At 71.8% G+C, this 18,212-nt stretch carries 11 protein-coding genes; 10 read left to right on the top strand and 1 reads right to left on the bottom strand.

The window, feature by feature from the left end; all coding sequences use genetic code 11:
- Positions 1-4: 4 nt before the first annotated feature.
- The 9 genes from lysA to ABZS37_RS03715 all read left to right on the top strand — a co-directional run bounded on the left by lysA (position 5) and on the right by ABZS37_RS03715 (position 16,639).
- Complete coding sequence (gene lysA / locus ABZS37_RS03755) at positions 5-1,390, top strand: diaminopimelate decarboxylase (protein ID WP_355165246.1); 1,386 nt, start codon at positions 5-7, stop codon at positions 1,388-1,390.
- An 8-nt stretch (positions 1,391-1,398) separates the two neighbouring features.
- Positions 1,399-2,709 (top strand): homoserine dehydrogenase, encoded by a 1,311-nt coding sequence (locus tag ABZS37_RS03750; protein ID WP_355165875.1) that lies wholly within the window; start codon positions 1,399-1,401, stop codon positions 2,707-2,709.
- Positions 2,710-2,844: 135 nt separating this feature from the next.
- Positions 2,845-3,894 (top strand): threonine synthase, encoded by a 1,050-nt coding sequence (gene thrC, locus ABZS37_RS03745; protein ID WP_355165245.1) that lies wholly within the window; start codon positions 2,845-2,847, stop codon positions 3,892-3,894.
- Positions 3,895-4,046: 152 nt separating this feature from the next.
- Complete coding sequence (locus ABZS37_RS03740) at positions 4,047-7,310, top strand: efflux RND transporter permease subunit (RefSeq protein ID WP_355165244.1); 3,264 nt, start codon at positions 4,047-4,049, stop codon at positions 7,308-7,310.
- A 134-nt stretch (positions 7,311-7,444) separates the two neighbouring features.
- The gene (locus ABZS37_RS03735; RefSeq protein WP_355165243.1) at positions 7,445-8,287 is read left to right on the top strand and encodes a polysaccharide deacetylase family protein; all 843 of its coding nucleotides are present in this window, start codon (positions 7,445-7,447) and stop codon (positions 8,285-8,287) included.
- 11 nt (positions 8,288-8,298) lie between these two features.
- Positions 8,299-9,543 carry an MFS transporter gene (locus ABZS37_RS03730; protein WP_355165242.1) on the top strand — a complete coding sequence of 415 codons (1,245 nt, stop codon included), beginning with the start codon at positions 8,299-8,301 and terminating at the stop codon, positions 9,541-9,543.
- Between the two features lie 64 nt (positions 9,544-9,607).
- Positions 9,608-10,552, top strand: a complete 945-nt coding sequence (thrB, locus tag ABZS37_RS03725) for a homoserine kinase (protein ID WP_355165241.1) — start codon at positions 9,608-9,610, stop codon at positions 10,550-10,552.
- A 297-nt stretch (positions 10,553-10,849) separates the two neighbouring features.
- The gene (gene rho, locus ABZS37_RS03720) at positions 10,850-13,009 is read left to right on the top strand and encodes a transcription termination factor Rho (RefSeq protein WP_355165240.1); all 2,160 of its coding nucleotides are present in this window, start codon (positions 10,850-10,852) and stop codon (positions 13,007-13,009) included.
- A gap of 153 nt (positions 13,010-13,162) precedes the next feature.
- A complete protein-coding gene (locus ABZS37_RS03715; protein WP_355165239.1) occupies positions 13,163-16,639 on the top strand; it encodes a phosphodiester glycosidase family protein in 3,477 nt (1,158 codons plus the stop codon).
- 45 nt (positions 16,640-16,684) lie between these two features.
- On the opposite strand, the gene ABZS37_RS03710 is transcribed toward ABZS37_RS03715, so the two are convergent.
- The gene (locus tag ABZS37_RS03710) at positions 16,685-17,581 is read right to left on the bottom strand and encodes an AAA family ATPase (RefSeq protein ID WP_355165238.1); all 897 of its coding nucleotides are present in this window, start codon (positions 17,579-17,581) and stop codon (positions 16,685-16,687) included.
- 275 nt (positions 17,582-17,856) lie between these two features.
- Between ABZS37_RS03710 and rpmE the strand changes: the two genes are divergently transcribed.
- Complete coding sequence (gene rpmE / locus ABZS37_RS03705) at positions 17,857-18,081, top strand: 50S ribosomal protein L31 (RefSeq protein WP_030333150.1); 225 nt, start codon at positions 17,857-17,859, stop codon at positions 18,079-18,081.
- The last annotated feature ends 131 nt before the right edge of the window (positions 18,082-18,212 follow it).

Here is an 18,212-nt window from a genome sequence, read left to right as displayed (position 1 = left end):
CGTCGTGCGCGCTCACGAGGCTGGTGCGCTGCACGCGGACATCAGCAACCGGGGGCCGGCGTGGCTGCGTACGCCGGAGGACGTCAACGCCCTGATGCCGGCGCTGTGGCCGCGCAGCGTGGCGCGCGGCGCCGACGGCGCGGTCGCCGTCGCGGGCCTGAGCGTCCGCGACATCGCGGCCGAGTTCGGCACCCCGGTGTACGTCCTCGACGAGGCCGATCTGCGCTCGCGCTGCCGCGACTTTCGGGCGGCCTTCCCGGGCGAGGACGTCTTCTACGCGGGCAAGGCGTTCCTCTGCCGGGCGGTGGTCCGGATGATCGCCGAGGAGGGGCTGCATCTGGACGTCTGCACCGGAGGCGAGCTGGCCACCGCGCTCTCGGCCGGGATGCCGCCGGAGCGGATCGGCTTCCACGGCAACAACAAGTCGGTCGCTGAGCTGACCCGGGCGCTGGACGCCGGGGTGGGACGGATCATCGTCGACTCGTCCACCGAGATCGACCGGCTCACCGCGCTGGCCCGTGAGCGCGGGGTCCGGCCCCGGGTGCTGGTCCGGGTCACCGTCGGCGTCGAGGCGCACACCCACGAGTTCATCGCCACGGCTCACGAGGACCAGAAGTTCGGCTTCTCGCTCGCTGGCGGGGCCGCTGCCGCTGCCGCGTTCAAGATCCTCGACGAGGGTGTGCTGGAGCTGCGTGGCCTGCACTCGCACATCGGCTCACAGATCTTCGACGCCAGCGGCTTCGAGGTCTCGGCCCGTCGGGTGCTCGCCCTGCAGTCGCAGATCCGCGACGCGCGCGGGGTGGAGCTGCCCGAGCTGGACCTGGGCGGCGGCTTCGGTATCGCGTACACCACCCAGGACGACCCGGCCACGCCCCAGGACCTGGCCAAGCGACTGCGCAAGATCGTCGACTCGGAGTGCGCGGCGGAGAACCTGGCCGTGCCGCACCTGTCGATCGAGCCGGGGCGGGCCATCGTCGGGCCGTCCGTGTTCACGCTCTACGAGGTCGGCACGGTCAAGGACCTCGACGGCATCCGGACGTACGTCAGCGTCGACGGCGGGATGAGCGACAACATCCGCACGGCCCTGTACGACGCGTCCTACTCGGCGACGCTGGCCTCCCGGGCCTCGGGCGCGCAGCCGTTGCTCGCCCGCGTGGTGGGAAAGCACTGTGAGTCCGGGGACATCGTGGTGAAGGATGAATTCCTGCCCGCCGACGTGCAGCCCGGAGATCTTGTCGCGGTGCCAGGCACCGGTGCGTACTGCCGGAGCATGGCCAGCAACTACAACCATGTGCCCCGGCCACCGGTGGTCGCGGTGCGCGACGGCCAGGCGCGCTTGATCGTCCGGCGGGAAACCGAAGAGGACCTGCTCGCTTTGGATGTGGGATGACGTCACCTGTGCGCTTGGCGCTGCTCGGCTGCGGCACGGTCGGCCAGGAGGTGGTCCGGCTGCTGCACGAGCAGTCGGCCGACCTGGCCGCGCGGATCGGCGCTCCGCTGGAGATCGCCGGCATCGCCGTCCGTCGGCTCGGCCGCGACCGGGGGGACCTGCCGGTCGACCCGGCCCTGTTCACCACCGACGCGCTCGGCCTGATCAAGCGTGACGACGTGGACGTCGTGATCGAGGTGGTCGGTGGCATCGAGCCGGCCCGGGGCTGGCTGGTCGAGGCGCTGCGGGTCGGCAAGAGCGTGGTCACCGCCAACAAGGCGCTGCTCGCCGAGGACGGCGTGGCCCTGCACGAGGCGGCGGCCGAGGGTGGTGGCGACCTCTACTACGAGGCGTCCGTGGCCGGGGCCATTCCGCTGCTGCGCCCGCTGCGCGAGTCGCTGCACGGCGACCGGATCAACCGGGTCACCGGCATCGTCAACGGCACCACCAACTTCATCCTCTCCGCGATGGACGCGACCGGCGCCGGCTTCGCCGAGGCTCTCGAAGAGGCCACCGCACTGGGGTACGCGGAGGCCGACCCGACCGCCGACGTGGAGGGCTTCGACGCGGCGGCTAAGGCGGCGATCCTCGCCTCGCTGGCGTTCCACACCCGGGTCGGCGCCGCCGACGTGCACCGCGAGGGCATCACCGAGGTGACCGCCGCGGACATGGCCAGCGCCCAGGCGATGGGCTGCACGATCAAGCTGCTCTGCATCGCGGCCCGGGGCGTCGACCCCGCCGGCCGGGAGACGGTCAGCGTCCGGGTGCACCCGGCGATGATCCCGCGCAGTCACCCGCTGGCCAGCGTCGGCGACGCGTTCAACGCGGTCTTCGTGGAGGCGGACGCGGCCGGGCAGCTGATGTTCTACGGCCGGGGCGCGGGAGGCGCGCCGACGGCCAGCGCCGTGCTCGGTGACGTGGTCGCGGTGTCCCGCAACCGGCTCGCCGGGGTGCGCGCCCCCAGCGAGAGCGCGTACGCGGACCTCGCGGTCCGGCCGATGGGCGAGGCGTTGACCCGCTACCACGTCAGCCTCGACGTGGCCGATCGTCCGGGTGTGCTGGCCTCGGTGGCGAGCGTGTTCGCCCGGCACGACGTGTCGATCGCGACCGTACGACAGGGCTCGGCGAGCGGGCCGCCCGGTCGTGACGGCGATGCCGAGCTGGTCATCGTCACCCACGTGGCACCGGACGCCGCGCTCGCCGCGACGGTTGGCGAGCTGCGCGGTCTGGACATTGTCCGGTCAGTGACCAGTGTGCTGCGGGTCGAGGGCGGGGCGTGAGTCGTTGTACCGGTGGGACGGCTCGCTCGTCCCGCCAGGTGGGTATCCCGGGGCCTGCCACGGGGCACTCCGGCAGGCTGGTCCAGGGTGTCCTGGTGCTCGGGTCGGCACGGCGGTAGAGGCGAGGAGAACGACATGTGGCGGGGTCTGATCGAGGCGTACCGGGATCGGCTGCCGGTCACCGCGGCCACGCCGGTCGTCACGCTGCACGAGGGGAACACCCCACTGTTGCCCGCGCCGGTGCTGTCCGCCCGGATCGGTTGCGACGTCTACCTCAAGGTGGAGGGCGCCAACCCGACCGGCTCTTTCAAGGACCGGGGGATGACCCTCGCGGTGTCCAAGGCGGTCGAGGCCGGTAACAAGGCCATCATCTGCGCCTCCACCGGCAACACCAGCGCCTCCGCCGCGGCGTACGCGGCTCGGGCCGGGCTGACCTGCGCGGTGCTGGTGCCGCAGGGCAAGATCGCGTTGGGCAAGCTGGCCCAGGCGCTGGTGCACGGCGCGAAGCTGCTCCAGGTGAGCGGCAACTTCGACGACTGCCTGTCGCTCGCCGCGAAGCTGGCTCAGGACCACCCGGTCGCGTTGGTCAACTCGGTCAACATCGACCGGTTGCACGGCCAGAAGACCGCCGCCTTCGAGATCGTCGAGGCGCTCGGTGACGCGCCCGACATCCACTGCCTGCCGGTCGGGAACGCCGGCAACATCTCCGCCTACTGGATGGGATATTCAGAGGAGCACGCCGCCGGCGCCACCACCCGGGCGCCCAAGATGTACGGCTTCCAGGCCGCCGGGGCGGCCCCGATCGTGACCGGCCAGATGGTGCCGGAGCCGTCGACCATCGCCACCGCGATCCGGATCGGCAACCCGGCGAGCTGGACCAAGGCGTTGGACGCCCGGGACGCCTCCGGTGGCCTGATCGCCGCGGTGACCGACCGGGAGATCCTTTCCGCGTACCGGCTGCTCGCCCGTGAGGTGGGGGTCTTCGTCGAGTTGGGCAGCGCGGCCAGCGTGGCCGGCCTGCTTCAGCAGGCCGCGGCGGGCGCGGTGCCGCCCGGTTCGACGGTGGTCTGCACGGTGACCGGCCACGGGCTGAAGGACCCCGAGTGGGCGATCTCCACCGCGCCGGCGCCGTTGACCATCGCGAACGACCCGATGGCCGCGGCCCGGGCCCTCGACCTGGCCTGAGTGCGCCGCCACCCGCCCGTGCGGGCAGGTGGTGACCGGCAACGGGCACACGGTCGGCGGCCGGTGTGGGGGCGGCCGGGGTCGGGGTGATCGAGTCCGGCACACTTTCGGGTATCCCCGCCCGCATTCTCGTTCAGGAGTGAGCCAGGCCGATGTCGCTGCTCGCCAGATTCAGCCTCGCCAACCGAGCGCTGGTTGCCCTCATCGCGGTGGTGATCACGGCGTTCGGAGCGTTCGCCGTGCCATCGCTGAAGCAGCAACTGCTGCCGTCGCTCGAATTCCCGGCCGCGTTCATCGTGGCCCCCTACCCCGGCGCCGGGCCCGAGATCGTCGAGTCGCAGGTGACCGAGCCGATCGAGAATGCCCTCCAGGGCATCCCGGGGCTGGACAAAATCACCTCCACGTCCCGTGAGGGATCGGCAACCGTCCAGGTCATGTACGAGTTCGGTATCGACCTGGACGACGTGGTCAACAAGATGCAGACCGCGCTGAGTCGGATCGACTCCCAACTGCCGGACAGCGTCGACCCGCAGGTCATCGCGGGTAGCACCGACGACCTGCCGGCGGTGGTGTTGGCCGCGACCGGTGCGGCGGACGAGCGGGCGCTCGCCGAGAAGCTGCGCGCGACGGTGGTGCCGGAGTTGGAGGGCATCGAGGGGGTTCGCACGGTCGAGGTGACCGGCACCCGCGACAACGTCGTGGTGGTCACTCCGAACCCGACGAAGCTGGCCGCGGCGCAGATCCAGCCCACGGCGATCGGCGCGGCGCTGAAGACCAACGGCGTGGCGATTCCGGCTGGCACGGTGACCGACGGCGCGCTGGCCCTTCCGGTGCAGGTCGGCACGCCGATCGCCACCCTGGACGACCTGCGCGGCATCGTGGTCGCCCCGGGCGCGGCACCCGTCCGCCTCGCTGACGTGGCGACCGTCGAGCAGCAGCTCGCCCCGGCCACCGCGATCACCCGGACCAACGGCAAGGACAGCCTCGGCATCGCGGTCACCGCCGCGCCGGACGGCAACGCCGTGCAGATCTCGCACGATATCCGCGACCGGCTCGCCGACCTGAAGGACGGTTCCGGCGCGGAGCTGACCGTGGTCTTCGACCAGGCGCCGTTCGTCGAGAAGTCGATCGAGTCGCTGACCACCGAGGGCCTGCTGGGCCTGGTGATGGCGGTCATCGTCATCCTGGTCTTCCTGCTGTCGGTGCGCTCGACGGTGGTCACCGCCGTCTCCATCCCGCTCTCCGTGCTGGTGGCGTTGATCGCCCTGTGGATCGGTGACTACTCGCTCAACCTGCTCACCCTCGGCGCGCTGACCATCGCGGTCGGCCGGGTGGTGGACGACTCGATCGTGGTGTTGGAGAACATCAAACGACATCTCGAGTACGGCGAGGAGAAGCGGCACGCCATCATCACCGGCGTCCGTGAGGTTGCGGGTGCGGTGACCGCGTCCACCCTGACCACGGTGGCGGTGTTCGCGCCGATCGCGTTGGTCGGCGGGTTCGTGGGCCAGCTCTTCGCGCCGTTCGCGATCACTGTGACGGTGGCCCTGCTCGCCTCGCTGCTGGTGTCGCTGACCGTGATCCCGGTCCTCGCGTACTGGTTCCTCAAGCCGCGCGGCGGCACCGCCGACGACGAGGCGGTGCGGCGCGGCGCGGAGGAGAAGGAGCTGCGTAACCCATTGCAGCGGGCGTACCTGCCGGTGATCGGGTTCGCCACCCGCAAGCGGTCGACTCGCTGGATCACCGTCGGGCTCGGCCTGCTGGTGCTCTTCGGCACCTTCGGCCTCGCGCAGAAGCTGGAGACCAACTTCCTGGACGACTCCGGCCAGGACACCCTCAACATGAGCCAGGAGCTGCCGGCTGGCAGTGGCCTGGCGGCCACCGACGCGGCGGCCAAGCAGGTCGAGTCGGTGCTGTCCCGCACCGAGGGCGTGGAGACCTACCAGGTGACCGCAGGCGGTGGGGACAACCCGTTTGCCGGCGGCGGCAACAACGCCGCCAGCTGGTCGCTGGCGCTCGACGGTGACACCGACGCGAAGCAGATGCGTGAGGTGCTCCGCAAGGAGTTCGACAAGCTCGGCACCGGCGTGGGTGAGATCAGCTTCGGTGGCGGGCAGGAGGCGTCCACCAGCCAGCTGGCGGTGATCGTCCAGGCCAGCGACCCGGAGGTGCTGACCCGGGCCGCCGAGCAGGCCAGGGCGGCGATGGCCGGTGTTCCGGACGTCGAGGACGTCTCCACCAGCCTGGCCGAGCGGGTGCCGCGAGTCGACGTGACGGTCGACCGGGTCGCCGCCGGTCGGGCCGGGCTCACCGAGGCCGCCGTGGGGCAGCTCGTGTCGCAGGCGTTCCGGGGAGCGCCGCTGGGTCAGGTCGCGCTCGACGGCCAGCAGCAGAACGTGGTGCTGCGGCTGGGCGCGCAGTCGCCGATGTCGGTGGAGCAGCTGCGAGCGCTGCCGGTGGGTTCGGTCAAGCTGGACGACATCGCGGACGTCACTCAGAGCGAGGGACCGCAGCTGGTCACCCGGATCGACGGTGAGCGCAGCGTGTCGGTGACCGGTACGGCGACCGGCTCGAACCTGGGCGCGACCAGTCAGGAGCTGCAGAAGCGGCTGGACGGCATCGACGTGCCGGGTGCGAGCTTCACCATCGGTGGCGTCAGCGCTGATCAGGCGGACGCCTTCGGTGACCTGGGCCTGGCGGTGCTGGCCGCGATCGCGATCGTCTTCCTGATCATGGTGGCCACGTTCCGCAGCCTCACCCAGGCGCTGATCCTGTTGATCTCCATCCCGTTCGCGTCGACCGGTGCGATCGGCCTGCTGCTGATCACCGGGACGCCGCTCGGCGTGCCGGCGTTGATCGGTGTGCTGATGCTGGTCGGCATCGTGGTGACCAACGCGATCGTGTTGCTCGACCTGATCAACCAGTACCGGGCGCAGGGCATGGGAGTCCGCGAGGCGGTGGTCGAGGGCGGTCGGCGCCGGCTCCGCCCGATCCTGATGACCGCGGTGGCGACCATCTTCGCGCTGCTGCCGATGGCGCTCGGGTTGACCGGAGAGGGCGGCTTCATCTCTCAGCCGCTGGCGGTCGTGGTGATCGGTGGTCTGCTCAGCTCGACGCTGCTCACGCTGATCCTGGTACCGACGCTGTACACGATGGTGGAGCACACCAAGGGGTCGCTGCGGGATCGGCGCAGTCGGCGTCGCTCCGGCGGCCCGGCGGAGACCGACGAGGTGGCGGGCCCGAACCAGGTCGCGGTGCCGAGCGGTGCGCCTACCTCGGCGCCGGCTGAGGGTTCACAGCCGGCCGGGCGACCCGCCCCGTCGGGCGCGCTCGTGGATGGAACGGACCAGTTCGAGGTGCTGCGGCTGCCCCGTAGCCGCACTTCGCCACTGCCTCCGGCGGAGCCGACCGAGTAAGTCGGACCGCAACACTGAAACGCCCTCGGCAGGGTTCTGCCGGGGGCGTTTCAGGTTTACCGGCCGAGACACTCCGACCCGAGCGAGCCTGCACTTTGTGTCATGTCTTGCATACTCCTGGTAGGTGTATGGGGGTGCGGGTGGAGCAGGGCGGGCGGATGACCGAGGGCGCGCGCGGGTGGGGGCGTCGCGACCTGCTGCGCCGTGGCCTGCTGGTCGCCGGTGGTGTTGCCCTCGGCGCGGGGACGTCCGAGGCGTGGTGGAGGACCAATCGTCGGATTCCGCTCGCCGGCGGCCCGGCCAGTGCCACCCTCGGCAACGGGCGCCAGGGCGTCGGCTCCGGCGCGGTGGAGGTCGTCTGGTCGGGACCGACCAGGCAGCGACTGGTGGCGCTCACCTTCGACGACGGCCCGGCACCACAGTGGACTCCGATGGTGCTGGACACCCTCGCCGAACACCGGGTCCCGGCCACCTTCTTCATGGTCGGGGCGCAGGTCCGGCGGCACGCCGACGTCGTCCGCGATCGGCTCGCGGGGCACGAGGTGGGCAACCACAGTTGGGAACACCGGGACCTGGCCGCGATGGACGCCACCGAGGCGTACGACGACCTGCGCCGCAGCCACGACGCGATCGCCGACCTGACCGGGAGCCCGCCCCGACTGCTTCGCCCACCGTACGGCCACCTGGGTGGGGCGGTGCTGCACGCGGCGGCCCTGCTGGACTATCGGCTGGTGCTCTGGACGCTGCAGATGGTGGAGCGCGAGTTTCCCGGCGATCCGGTCGGTCACGCCCAGCGGATCGTGGCCGGTGTCCAACCGGGAACCATCGTGCTCGGGCACGATGTGGGAGCGCGGCGGCGGCTGGTCGCATTGCACGGCCTGCCCGACATGATCAACGGGCTGCGGGGGCGTGGCTACACCTTCGTCACCGTCTCGGCGCTGCTGGGAGCAGGCGTAGGCCCGACTCCAAGCGGGTAGGGTGCCGCTCCGTGGCGTCCACCCTCTCGGTCCTCACCGGCAATCGGAGCTTTCGCAACCTCTTCCTCGCTGAGTTGGTGGTCTTCGGGGCCGACTGGTTCGTCATGGTGCCGCTGCTGGTGCTGCTGCCGCAGCTGACCGGCAGCGGGGTCTGGGGTGCGCTGGTGTTGGCGGTGGACACCGGCATCGTGGCGCTGCTGCTGCCGTACACCGGCACGATCGCCGACCGCTTCGACCGGCGGAAGATCATGATCGCCGCGAACGTGGCCGCGCTGGCGGGCGTGTTGCTGCTGCTCGGCGTGCGAGGCGCCGGAACGGCGTGGCTGGCGCTGGTCGCGATCGGCGTGGTGGCGGTCGCCAAGGCGTTCTACTCGCCGGCCGCCCAGGCCGCGCTGCCCAACGTGCTGGAGCCGCATGAGCTCGCCGCCGGTAACGCCGTGGCCGGCTCGGCCTGGGGAACCATGACGGTGGTCGGCGCCTCGCTCGGCGGCGTACTCAGCACCGTTGTCGGCCCGTACGCCTGCTTCTGGGTGGCGGCGGTGGGCCTGGCACTGGCCGCGGGCATCGCCACGCGGATCCGTCGGCCGTTGCAGGCGCCCCGGGACGCCGACCGACCGGCCCAGCGGACCTGGGCGGCGGTCCGCGAGGCGCTCGGCTACATCGGGCACCGGCCCCGGGTGCTCGCGCTGGTCACGGTGAAGTCGGCGGTCGGCCTGGGCAACGGCGTGCTGACCGTGTTCCCGTTGCTGGCCGGCGTGTACGGCGTCGGCCCGCTCGGCGCTGGCCTGCTCTTCGCGGTGCGCGGGGCCGGGGCGTTGGTGGGGCCGATCCTGATGCGCCGGGTGCTGACCAACCGGGCCTGGCTGCTGCCCGGGCTTGCGCTGTCCATGTCGCTCTACGGCCTGTCCTACCTGGGCGCATCGGTGGTCCGTTGGTTTCCGTTGGTGCTGCTGTTGGTCTTCGTGGCGCACTTCGCGGGCGGCAGCAACTGGGTGATGTCGAACTTCGCCCTGCAGGGCGAAGTTCCGGACCGCTTGCGTGGGCGCGTCTTCGCCACCGACATGATGCTCGCGACGCTGGCGATCTCGGTGAGCCAGCTGGCGGTGGCCCTGGTGGTGGACGTGGTCGACGAACGGGTGGTGCTCGCCGGCTGCGGGCTGATCACCCTCGTGTACGCGGTCGGCTGGCGGATCGCCACCCGCCGGCTCTCGCTCACCGACCCGGCCGCGGAGCCGGTTCCGGAGCCGGCCGGCTGACTTCGGCGGTCCCAGGCTGCGGACGCGGAAGCGGATCGTCGGTGCCGAGCCCTAGCATGGGCGCGTGCCGACGAACTTCACCGCCGGACCGGTTCGTGTCCGGGTTCCCGCGACCAGCGCCAACCTTGGCCCGGGCTTCGACGCGCTGGGTCTCGCCCTCGGGCTCTACGACGACCTGGCCGCCGAGGTCGCGCCGGGTGGGGTCCGGGTGACGGTGACCGGGCAGGGTGCCGGCGAGCTGCCCGACGATGACCGGCACCTGGTGGTGCGGGCCATGCGGGCCGCCTTCGACGTGCTCGGCGCCCACCCCGAGGGGTTGCGCGTGGAGTGCGTCAACCGGATCCCCCAGGCGCGAGGGCTCGGCTCCTCGTCAGCCGCGATCGTCGCCGGGGTGCTGCTGGCACGCGCCCTGGTCACCGACGGAGAGCAGCAGCTGGACGAGGCAGGCGTGCTCCGGCTGGCCGCCGAGATCGAGGGCCATCCCGACAACGTCGCGCCGTGCCTGCTCGGCGGTTTCACGGTGGCCTGGTCAGAGTCGACCGGCGCCCGGGCGGTGTCCCTGCCGGTCGCCGACGGGGTGCGGCCCACCGTTTTCGTGCCGGCGGAGCGCGGGTTGACCGCGACCGCGCGGGCCGTGTTGCCGGCCACCGTGCCGCACAGCGACGCCGCGCTGACCGCCGGGCGGGCCGCATTACTGGTGCACGCTCTCACCGCCGACCCGGCCCTGCTGCTGCCGGCCACCGTCGACCGGCTCCACCAGGAATACCGCGCAGCCGGGATGTCAGGCACATCTTCCCTGGTCAGCGCGTTGCGAGCGGCGGGTGTGGCGGCTGTGGTCAGTGGGGCGGGTCCGACTGTGCTGGCGCTCAGCGAGCCCCCGGCGAGCTTCCCGACGGGAACAGACTGGCAGATCTGGCAGTTACCGATAGACGTCAGCGGTGCGCGGGTCGCCCGGGGTAGACTTGGACACGCCGAGCGGGACCCTGTTGCCGCAGGTCGGAAGAGTTGATTACGCTCTAGACCTAGCACAGCCGCGAAGCACGCGATCTCCTGCGGGTCGGCGCACCCCCGAAGCTATCGGCGGTCAGCCCGTCACCCCTGCCAAAGGCCCACGCCGCACCGCAGTTTCCACAGGTCGCCGCAGACGGCGAGACCTGCTCACCGATTTTGGTGAGTCGGGATACCGACCGGCTGCTGTGTCACAGACTCCCGCGACGCGTCCTTGCGAGGCGGGTGCACCGAGGCCGCCCGGCCACCTAAGTTCCGACTCCGGGCAGTCCCGGCCTTTATCGAGGGAAGGAATCCATTGAGCGACACCACCGACGTGACGTCGGATGTCTCCAACGTCGCCGGCGATGCCACCGCCGCCGCTCCCGCGCGTCGTCGGCGTAGCGGCACCGGTCTGTCGGCGATGCTGCTGCCAGAGCTGCAGAGCCTGGCTGCGTCGCTCGGCATCTCCGGCACGGCTCGCATGCGTAAGGGCGAGCTGATCGCCGCGATCTCCGAGCGGCAGGGCGGCAACGCCGCCGGCACCCCTCGACCGCGGGCCGAGGTCGCGGCCGCGGCTGCACCCACCCGTGAGGGGGTACGCGCCGACGTGCGGGAGACCGCCGACCGGCCGGCAGCCGAGGGGCGCAGCGCCGAGCAGGCGCCGGCCGCCGAGCCGACAGAGGGCCGCAGTCGCACCCGGCGGAGCCGGACCGCAGCGGCGGAGGCTCGTCCGACTGAGGAGCGTCCCGCTGAGGCGCGTCCGGCTGAGGAACGTCCTGCCGAGGCGCGTACCACCGAGGCGCGTACCGAAGAGGCGGAAGCCGGCGAGCGGGCCGACCGTGGCGAGAACCGCCGGGAGCGCGCCGAGCGTCCGGAGCGTGCTGAGCGGGGCGAGCGTCCGGAGCGCACCGAGCGTGCGGACCGGGGCGAGCGTGCCGATCGGGGCGAGCGTGCCGAGCGTCCGGAGCGGGGCGAGCGTGCGGACCGGGGCGAGCGTCCGGAGCGCACCGAGCGTGCGGACCGGGGCGAGCGTCCGGAGCGCACCGAGCGTGCCGACCGGGGCGAGCGTTCCGATCGGGGCGAGCGTTCCGATCGGGGCGAGCGTTCCGATCGGGGCGAGCGTGCCGAGCGCAACGACCGTCCTGAGCGCAACGACCGTAACGACCGCAATGACCGTGGTCAGCGCGTGGAGCGGGACAGCGACGAGGACGACGGCGAGGGTGGCGGCCGGCGCGGCCGGCGCAGCCGTTTCCGGGACCGTCGCCGCGGGCGCGGCGAGCGCACCGAGACCGGTGCCGACACCGGTGGACGTGAGCCGCAGGTCAACGAGGACGACGTTCTCGTTCCGGTGGCCGGCATCATCGACGTGCTCGACAACTACGCCTTCGTACGGACGACCGGTTACCTGGCCGGCCCGAACGACGTGTACGTCTCGATGTCCCAGATCAAGAAGTACGGCCTCCGCCGCGGTGACGCGATCACCGGTGCGGTGCGGTCGGCCCGTGAGGGTGGCAACACCGGCGATCAGCGACGGGACAAGTACAACCCGCTGATGCGGCTGGACACCATCAACGGCATGGAGCCGGAGGAGGCGCGGCGCCGGCCGGAGTTCTACAAGCTCACCCCGCTCTACCCGCAGGAGCGTCTGCGGCTGGAGACCGAGCCGCACATCCTCACCACCCGGGTGATCGACCTGGTCATGCCGATCGGCAAGGGCCAGCGGGCGCTCATCCAGTCTCCGCCCAAGGCGGGTAAGACGATGGTGCTCCAGGCGATCGCGAACGCGATCACCCGGAACAACCCGGAGTGCCACCTGATGGTGGTGCTGGTGGACGAGCGGCCCGAAGAGGTCACCGACATGCAGCGGTCGATCAAGGGCGAGGTCATCGCGGCCACGTTCGACCGGCCGCCGCAGGACCACACGACGGTGGCGGAGCTCGCGATCGAGCGGGCGAAGCGCCTGGTCGAGCTGGGCCACGACGTCGTCGTGCTGCTCGACTCGGTGACCCGGCTCGGTCGGTCGTACAACCTGGCGGCGCCGGCCAGCGGCCGGATCATGTCGGGTGGTATCGACTCCACCGCGCTCTACCCGCCGAAGCGCTTCCTCGGTGCGGCCCGCAACATCGAGAACGGCGGCTCGCTGACCATCATCGCCACCGCGCTGGTGGAGACCGGGTCCATGGCGGACACGGTCATCTTCGAGGAGTTCAAGGGCACCGGTAACGCGGAGCTGAAGCTGGACCGGAAGATCGCTGACAAGCGCACCTTCCCGGCCATCGACGTCAACCCGTCCGGTACCCGTAAGGAAGAGGTCCTGCTCGCCCCTGAAGAGCTGGCCATCATCCACAAGCTCCGCAAGGTGCTGCACTCGCTGGACTCGCAGGCCGCCATGGACCTGCTGCTGGACCGGCTCAAGAAGTCCCGCACCAACATCGAGTTCCTGATGCAGATCGCGAAGTCGACGCCGGGGGAGTAACCGTCCCCGGTTGACCGACGACGAAGGGGCACGGCCACAGCGGCCGTGCCCCTTCGTCGTGAGGGAGGCCGGAGCCCGCCCTCGGTGGAATTTTCCTTCAGTTCAGTCCTGAGGTATTGAAACTTCTATTCACTGCCGGGTTGACTGTGGTCCATGCGTACCCGCAGACAATCCGCCCGTCGCACCGGCGTCCTGCTGCTGTCGCCGCTGCTCGCCCTGGCCGCGCCGTTGCCGGCCGCCGCCGCGCCTCCGGCCCCGCCCGTCGTGGCCTCGTCCACCATCCCTGAGGATCTGCCACCCGCATCGTCCCGGCCGGCCGGCTCGGTCAGCCTGGCCGCCGACCCCGCAGCCGCGACCTCTTCGACCGCCGCCGCGGGTGGTCTGGAGCCGGCCGGCGGTCTGGAAACCACGAAGTCCACCCGGCCGGTCGCGCCGGGCGTTCAGCTCACGTCCTTCGACCGGTACGACGCCGACGGCTGGCTGCGCGCCGACGCTCTCACCACCGACCTCGCCGGCGACTCGACCGTCGACTACGTCAACTCTGGGGCGGTCAGCCGGGCCGAGCCACTGCGGAAAGCGGTGGACGACTCGCGCGCGGTTGCTGCCGTCAACGGTGATTTCTTCGACATCAACAACTCCGGGGCCGCCCAGGGCGTCGGCGTCCGCGACGGCGAGCTGGTCCAGTCGGCGGTCAGCGGTCACCGCAACGCGGTGGCGATCACCGCGAACGGGCTCGGCCGGGTGATCGAGGTGAACTTTGACGGTAGCGCCACCCTTCCCACCGGGCCGGTCCCGCTGACGCAGTTCAACAACATGGTGCAGGCCGACGGCATCGGCGCGTTCACCGAGCTGTGGGGCACGTACTCCCGGCAGCGTGCCGTGGAGAGTGCGGCTCGCGTGGTCGAGGTCACCGTGACCGGCGGTCGGGTGGCCACGGTGACCGGTGTGGCCGGCAGCGGCCCGATCGTCGCCGGCAGCACCGTGCTGCTCGGCCGCGACGCCGGCGCGGACGCGCTGGCCGGGCTGCGCCCCGGTGACCCGGTGACGGTGGCCTGGCGGCCGAAGCCGTCCGACGGCAGCACCCTGCACGTTGCGGTCGGGGGCGGCAACGTCCTGGTCCGCGACGGAGTCGTGCAGAGCATCGCCGACCCGACGCTCGCCCCGCGCACGGCGGTCGGGTTCAGCGCCGACGGTCGGAAAATGATCATGCTGACGGTGGACGGGCGTCAGGTCGACAGCCGCGGCGTGACGCAGACCGAGATGGGCCGGATGATGGCCGAGATGGGCGCCCACCACGCGCTCAACCTGGACGGCGGCGGCTCGTCCACGCTGCTGGCCCGGGAGCCGGGCGCGCCGGCCGTGCAGGTGGAGAACGGCCCCTCCGACGGGAGCGAACGGGCCGTGCCCAACGGCCTGGCCATCTACGCGCCGAAGGGCAGCGGCCGACTCAAGGGCTACTGGATCGAAACGGCGAGCGACCCCACCGCCGCCCCGGGAGTCTCACCTGTGCGCGGTGGCCGGCCGGATCGGGTGTTCCCCGGGCTGACCCGCACCCTCACCGCTGCCGGCTACGACGAGACGTACGGTCCGGCGGCCGGTCAACCCGCCTGGCGGGCCACCCCGGCGGTACGCGGCCGGGTCGATCGCGACGGGGTGTTCCACGCTGGCACGCCGGGGCCCAGCACGGTCACCGCCTCGCGCGGCCGGGTTACGGGCTCGCTGGGCCTCACCGTGCTCGGCCCGCTGGCCCGGATCGGCACCACCGCACAGCGGGTCGGTCTGACCGGCCGGGACGGCAACGCCCTGGTCGGCGTGGTGGGGTACGACGCCGAAGGCAACACCGCGCCGATCGAGCCGGCCGATATGACCCTCGACTACGACCGGGACCTGCTGCGCGTGACCCCGACCGGAGACGGCAACCTGACCGTCACCGCGTTGCGGGACACCGGCTCTGCCCTGGTAACCGTTCACGTCGGACGCCGGAGCACCGTCCTGCCGGTAACCGTCGGGCTGACCGACGTTCCGGTCGCCGGCTTCGACGACGCCGCGTCCTGGCGGTTCAGTCAGGCCCGGGCCAGTGGATCGGTCGCGCCGGCGCCGGGGCACACCGGCACCGGCCTGCGGATGTCGTACGACTTCAGCCAGTCCACCGGCACCCGGGCCGCGTATGCCGACCCGCCCGCCTGGATCGAGGTGCCCGGCCAGCCGCAGGCCTTCGGGATGTGGATCCACGGCAACGGCACCGGGGAGTGGCCCAGCCTGCACCTGCACGACGCCCAGGACACCCAGCACGTCCTGCGCGGTCCGCTGATCACCTGGACCGGTTGGCGTTACGTGGAGTTCGCGGTGCCGGCCGGAGTGCAGTACCCGCTGCGGGTGCGCCGCTTCTATGTGGCCGAGACGAACGCCGCCGCGCAGTACACCAGCGAGGTGATCATCGATGACCTGGTAGCGAAGGTGCCGCCCACGGTCGACGTGCCGGCGGTGGCCCCGCGTACCGATCAGGTGGTGGTCCGCGACGGCACGGTGGACGGCGCGCCCTGGCGGTTCGCGGTGCTCTCCGACGCTCAGTTCGTCGCGGCCGACCCGGACAGCGACCTGGTCGCCCAGGCTCGGCGGACACTGCGCGAGGTGCGGGCGGCCCGGCCGGACTTCCTCCTGATCAACGGCGACTTCGTGGACACCGCCTACCCGGCGGACTTCGCGCTGGCCCGGCGGATCCTCGACGAGGAGTTGGGCGATGCGCTGCCCTGGTACTACGTGCCCGGCAACCACGAGATCATGGGGGCCCCGATCAGCAACTTCGAGGCCGCGTTCGGTGCCACCTCACGGGTGTTCGACCACAACGGCACCCGGTTCGTCACGCTGAACTCGTCCACCGGGACGCTCCGCGGCGGCGGCTTCGACCAGGTACGGATGCTGCGCGAGACGCTGGACGCGGCGGCCACCGACCGGCGCGTCGGCTCGGTCGTCGTCCTGCACCACCACCCGGCGCGCGACCCTAGCCCGGCGCAGGCCAGCCAGCTCGGCGACCGCAAGGAAGCGGCGCTGCTGGAGCAGTGGCTGGCCGACTTCCAGCACCGCACCGGCAAGGGCGCGCTGTTCGTGGGCGGGCACGTGGGCACCTTCCACGCCGACCGGGTGGACGGGGTGCCGTACGTGATCAACGGCAACTCGGGCAAGGCGCCGTCCACCCCTGCCGACCAGGGTGGTTTCACCGGATGGACGGAGTTCGGCGTGGACCCGGTGACCCCGGCCGAGGCCGACCGGGCCCGCCGTGACCCGCTCGCCGAGGGGGCACGCTGGGTGGACGCGGAGTTCCACGCACACGTCGACCGGCTCACGGTGACCGCCCCGGCCAGCGTCGCGGTCGGCGCCCCTGCCGAGGTCACCGCCACGCTGACCCAGCCCGGCGGGCGTACGGTCCCGGTGACCGTACCGGTCAGCGCGGACTGGTCGGCCTCCACGGCGGTCCACATCGGCGCGGCGGCGGGAGTGCGCCCGTGGCACACCGCCCGCTTCGACCCGGCCACCGGCACGCTGACCGCTCTGCGGCCCGGCGCACCGATACGCCTGACGGTCACCGTCAACAACGTCCGAGCCGAGGCCACCGTCGCCCTCACCCGCTGAGGTGTGGGCCCCTCGCTATCGCCGAGAGCGAGGGGCCCACACACCTCAGAAGTCGCCGTCGGCCACCTGGAAGACGGTGAGGCCGAGGGCTCGCCACATCTGGACCACCTGGACGCGGTCGTCGAAGACGCCGGCCACCCGGTAACGGTCCCGGATCTCCCGGTCGTAGATCTCCCGCTTGACGATCGAGTCCTTGCGGGAGTCGCCGACGGCGCGCAGGTGCAGGCCGAGGTAGGGAACCCGTACGTGCCGGGCCAGCCACGCCTCGGTGGCCGCGCGGGCGGAGGCGTCCCGCCCGGAGCAGAAGACCACCCCGTACCCGGCGGTGTGCATCGCCCGGACCGCCGCGATCACCGCCGTGTTCGGCTGGTCCTCGCCCACGCGGGTCATGTCGTAGGGGCTGCGTGAGACGGCCAGGGCGACGGTGCCGTCGATGTCCACCAGGACGATCTCCGGTGGCTCGGTCGACGGTGGGTGCACGATGGCGGGGCGTCCGCTGCGAGCCTGCGGCACCGGCAACGGCAGTGTCCGCCCCTCCAGGTACCGCTCGTGCAGGCGGCGAATCGCGTCCGCGCCGACCTGGTCGGCCGCCGGGCGAGCGGCGTCGCGGCGCAGGCACTCGGCCAGTGGCACGTCGGTGAAGTCGTGCACCTCGAAATCCGCGCCGTGGCGGGCGGCCAGGTCGGCCCATCCCCGTAGGGTCCGCGCGCGCAGGTTGGTGTCGTCCACGCAGACGTCCGCCCGGGCCTGCAGCAGCGCCTCGACCTGGGCCCGCTGTACGACGGTCACCTGCGCCTCGGCCCACTGGGTGAAGAGCCGCTCGCCGTGCAGCATGCGGCGCAGATCGTCCCGGTTGACCCGCAGCACGGACGGCTGGAGCGTACGGGCGAACGTTGTCTTGCCCGAGGCGGGTAGCCCTCGGGTGGCGATCAGGCGGGTCATCGGTGCACCCCCGGCTCGACGGGCGTACCCCCTGGGGGGTACCCGGCGGTGGCCCGCCGGGTGGGCGAATGCCCCGCCGGGCGGCGGGAATGCGGATGGGGAGGCATGTGTTGACGATGCCGGACGAGGTGTGCGGCCCGATTACCGGGTCGGCTCAGGCCCATGGCACACTGGTCAATCGGCCACCGGTTCCGGTTCACGCCCGAGCCCGTCGCGTACGGCGCGACGGGCGGTGACGGCGACCCGGCGACCACCAACGAGAGGACCGAAGCGAGATGAAGGCAAACATCCACCCGGAGTACGTGACCACCGAGGTCAGCTGCTCCTGTGGCAACACGTTCACGACCCGCAGCACCGCCAAGGGCGGGGCGATCCACGCCGAGACCTGCAGCGCCTGCCACCCGTTCTACACCGGTAAGCAGCGCGTTCTCGACACCGCCGGCCGGGTCGCGAAGTTCCAGCAGAAGTACGCCAAGGTTCAGGCCAAGAAGGCGAAGTAACTCCTCGTTCGGCGCCCGCGTCCGGTTTTCCGCCGGAGGCGGGCGCCGTCCGCGTTTCACCCAGTTTCCGCACGGCCGCCGGCCTTCCGGGCCGGCCCGACCGGCGCCGTACCGTCGAAGGAGCATCCGCA

Source organism: Micromonospora sp. NPDC005413 (genome assembly GCF_040606435.1).
Lineage (GTDB): Bacteria > Actinomycetota > Actinomycetes > Mycobacteriales > Micromonosporaceae > Micromonospora.
This window is presented reverse-complemented; position numbering and strand designations above follow the sequence as displayed.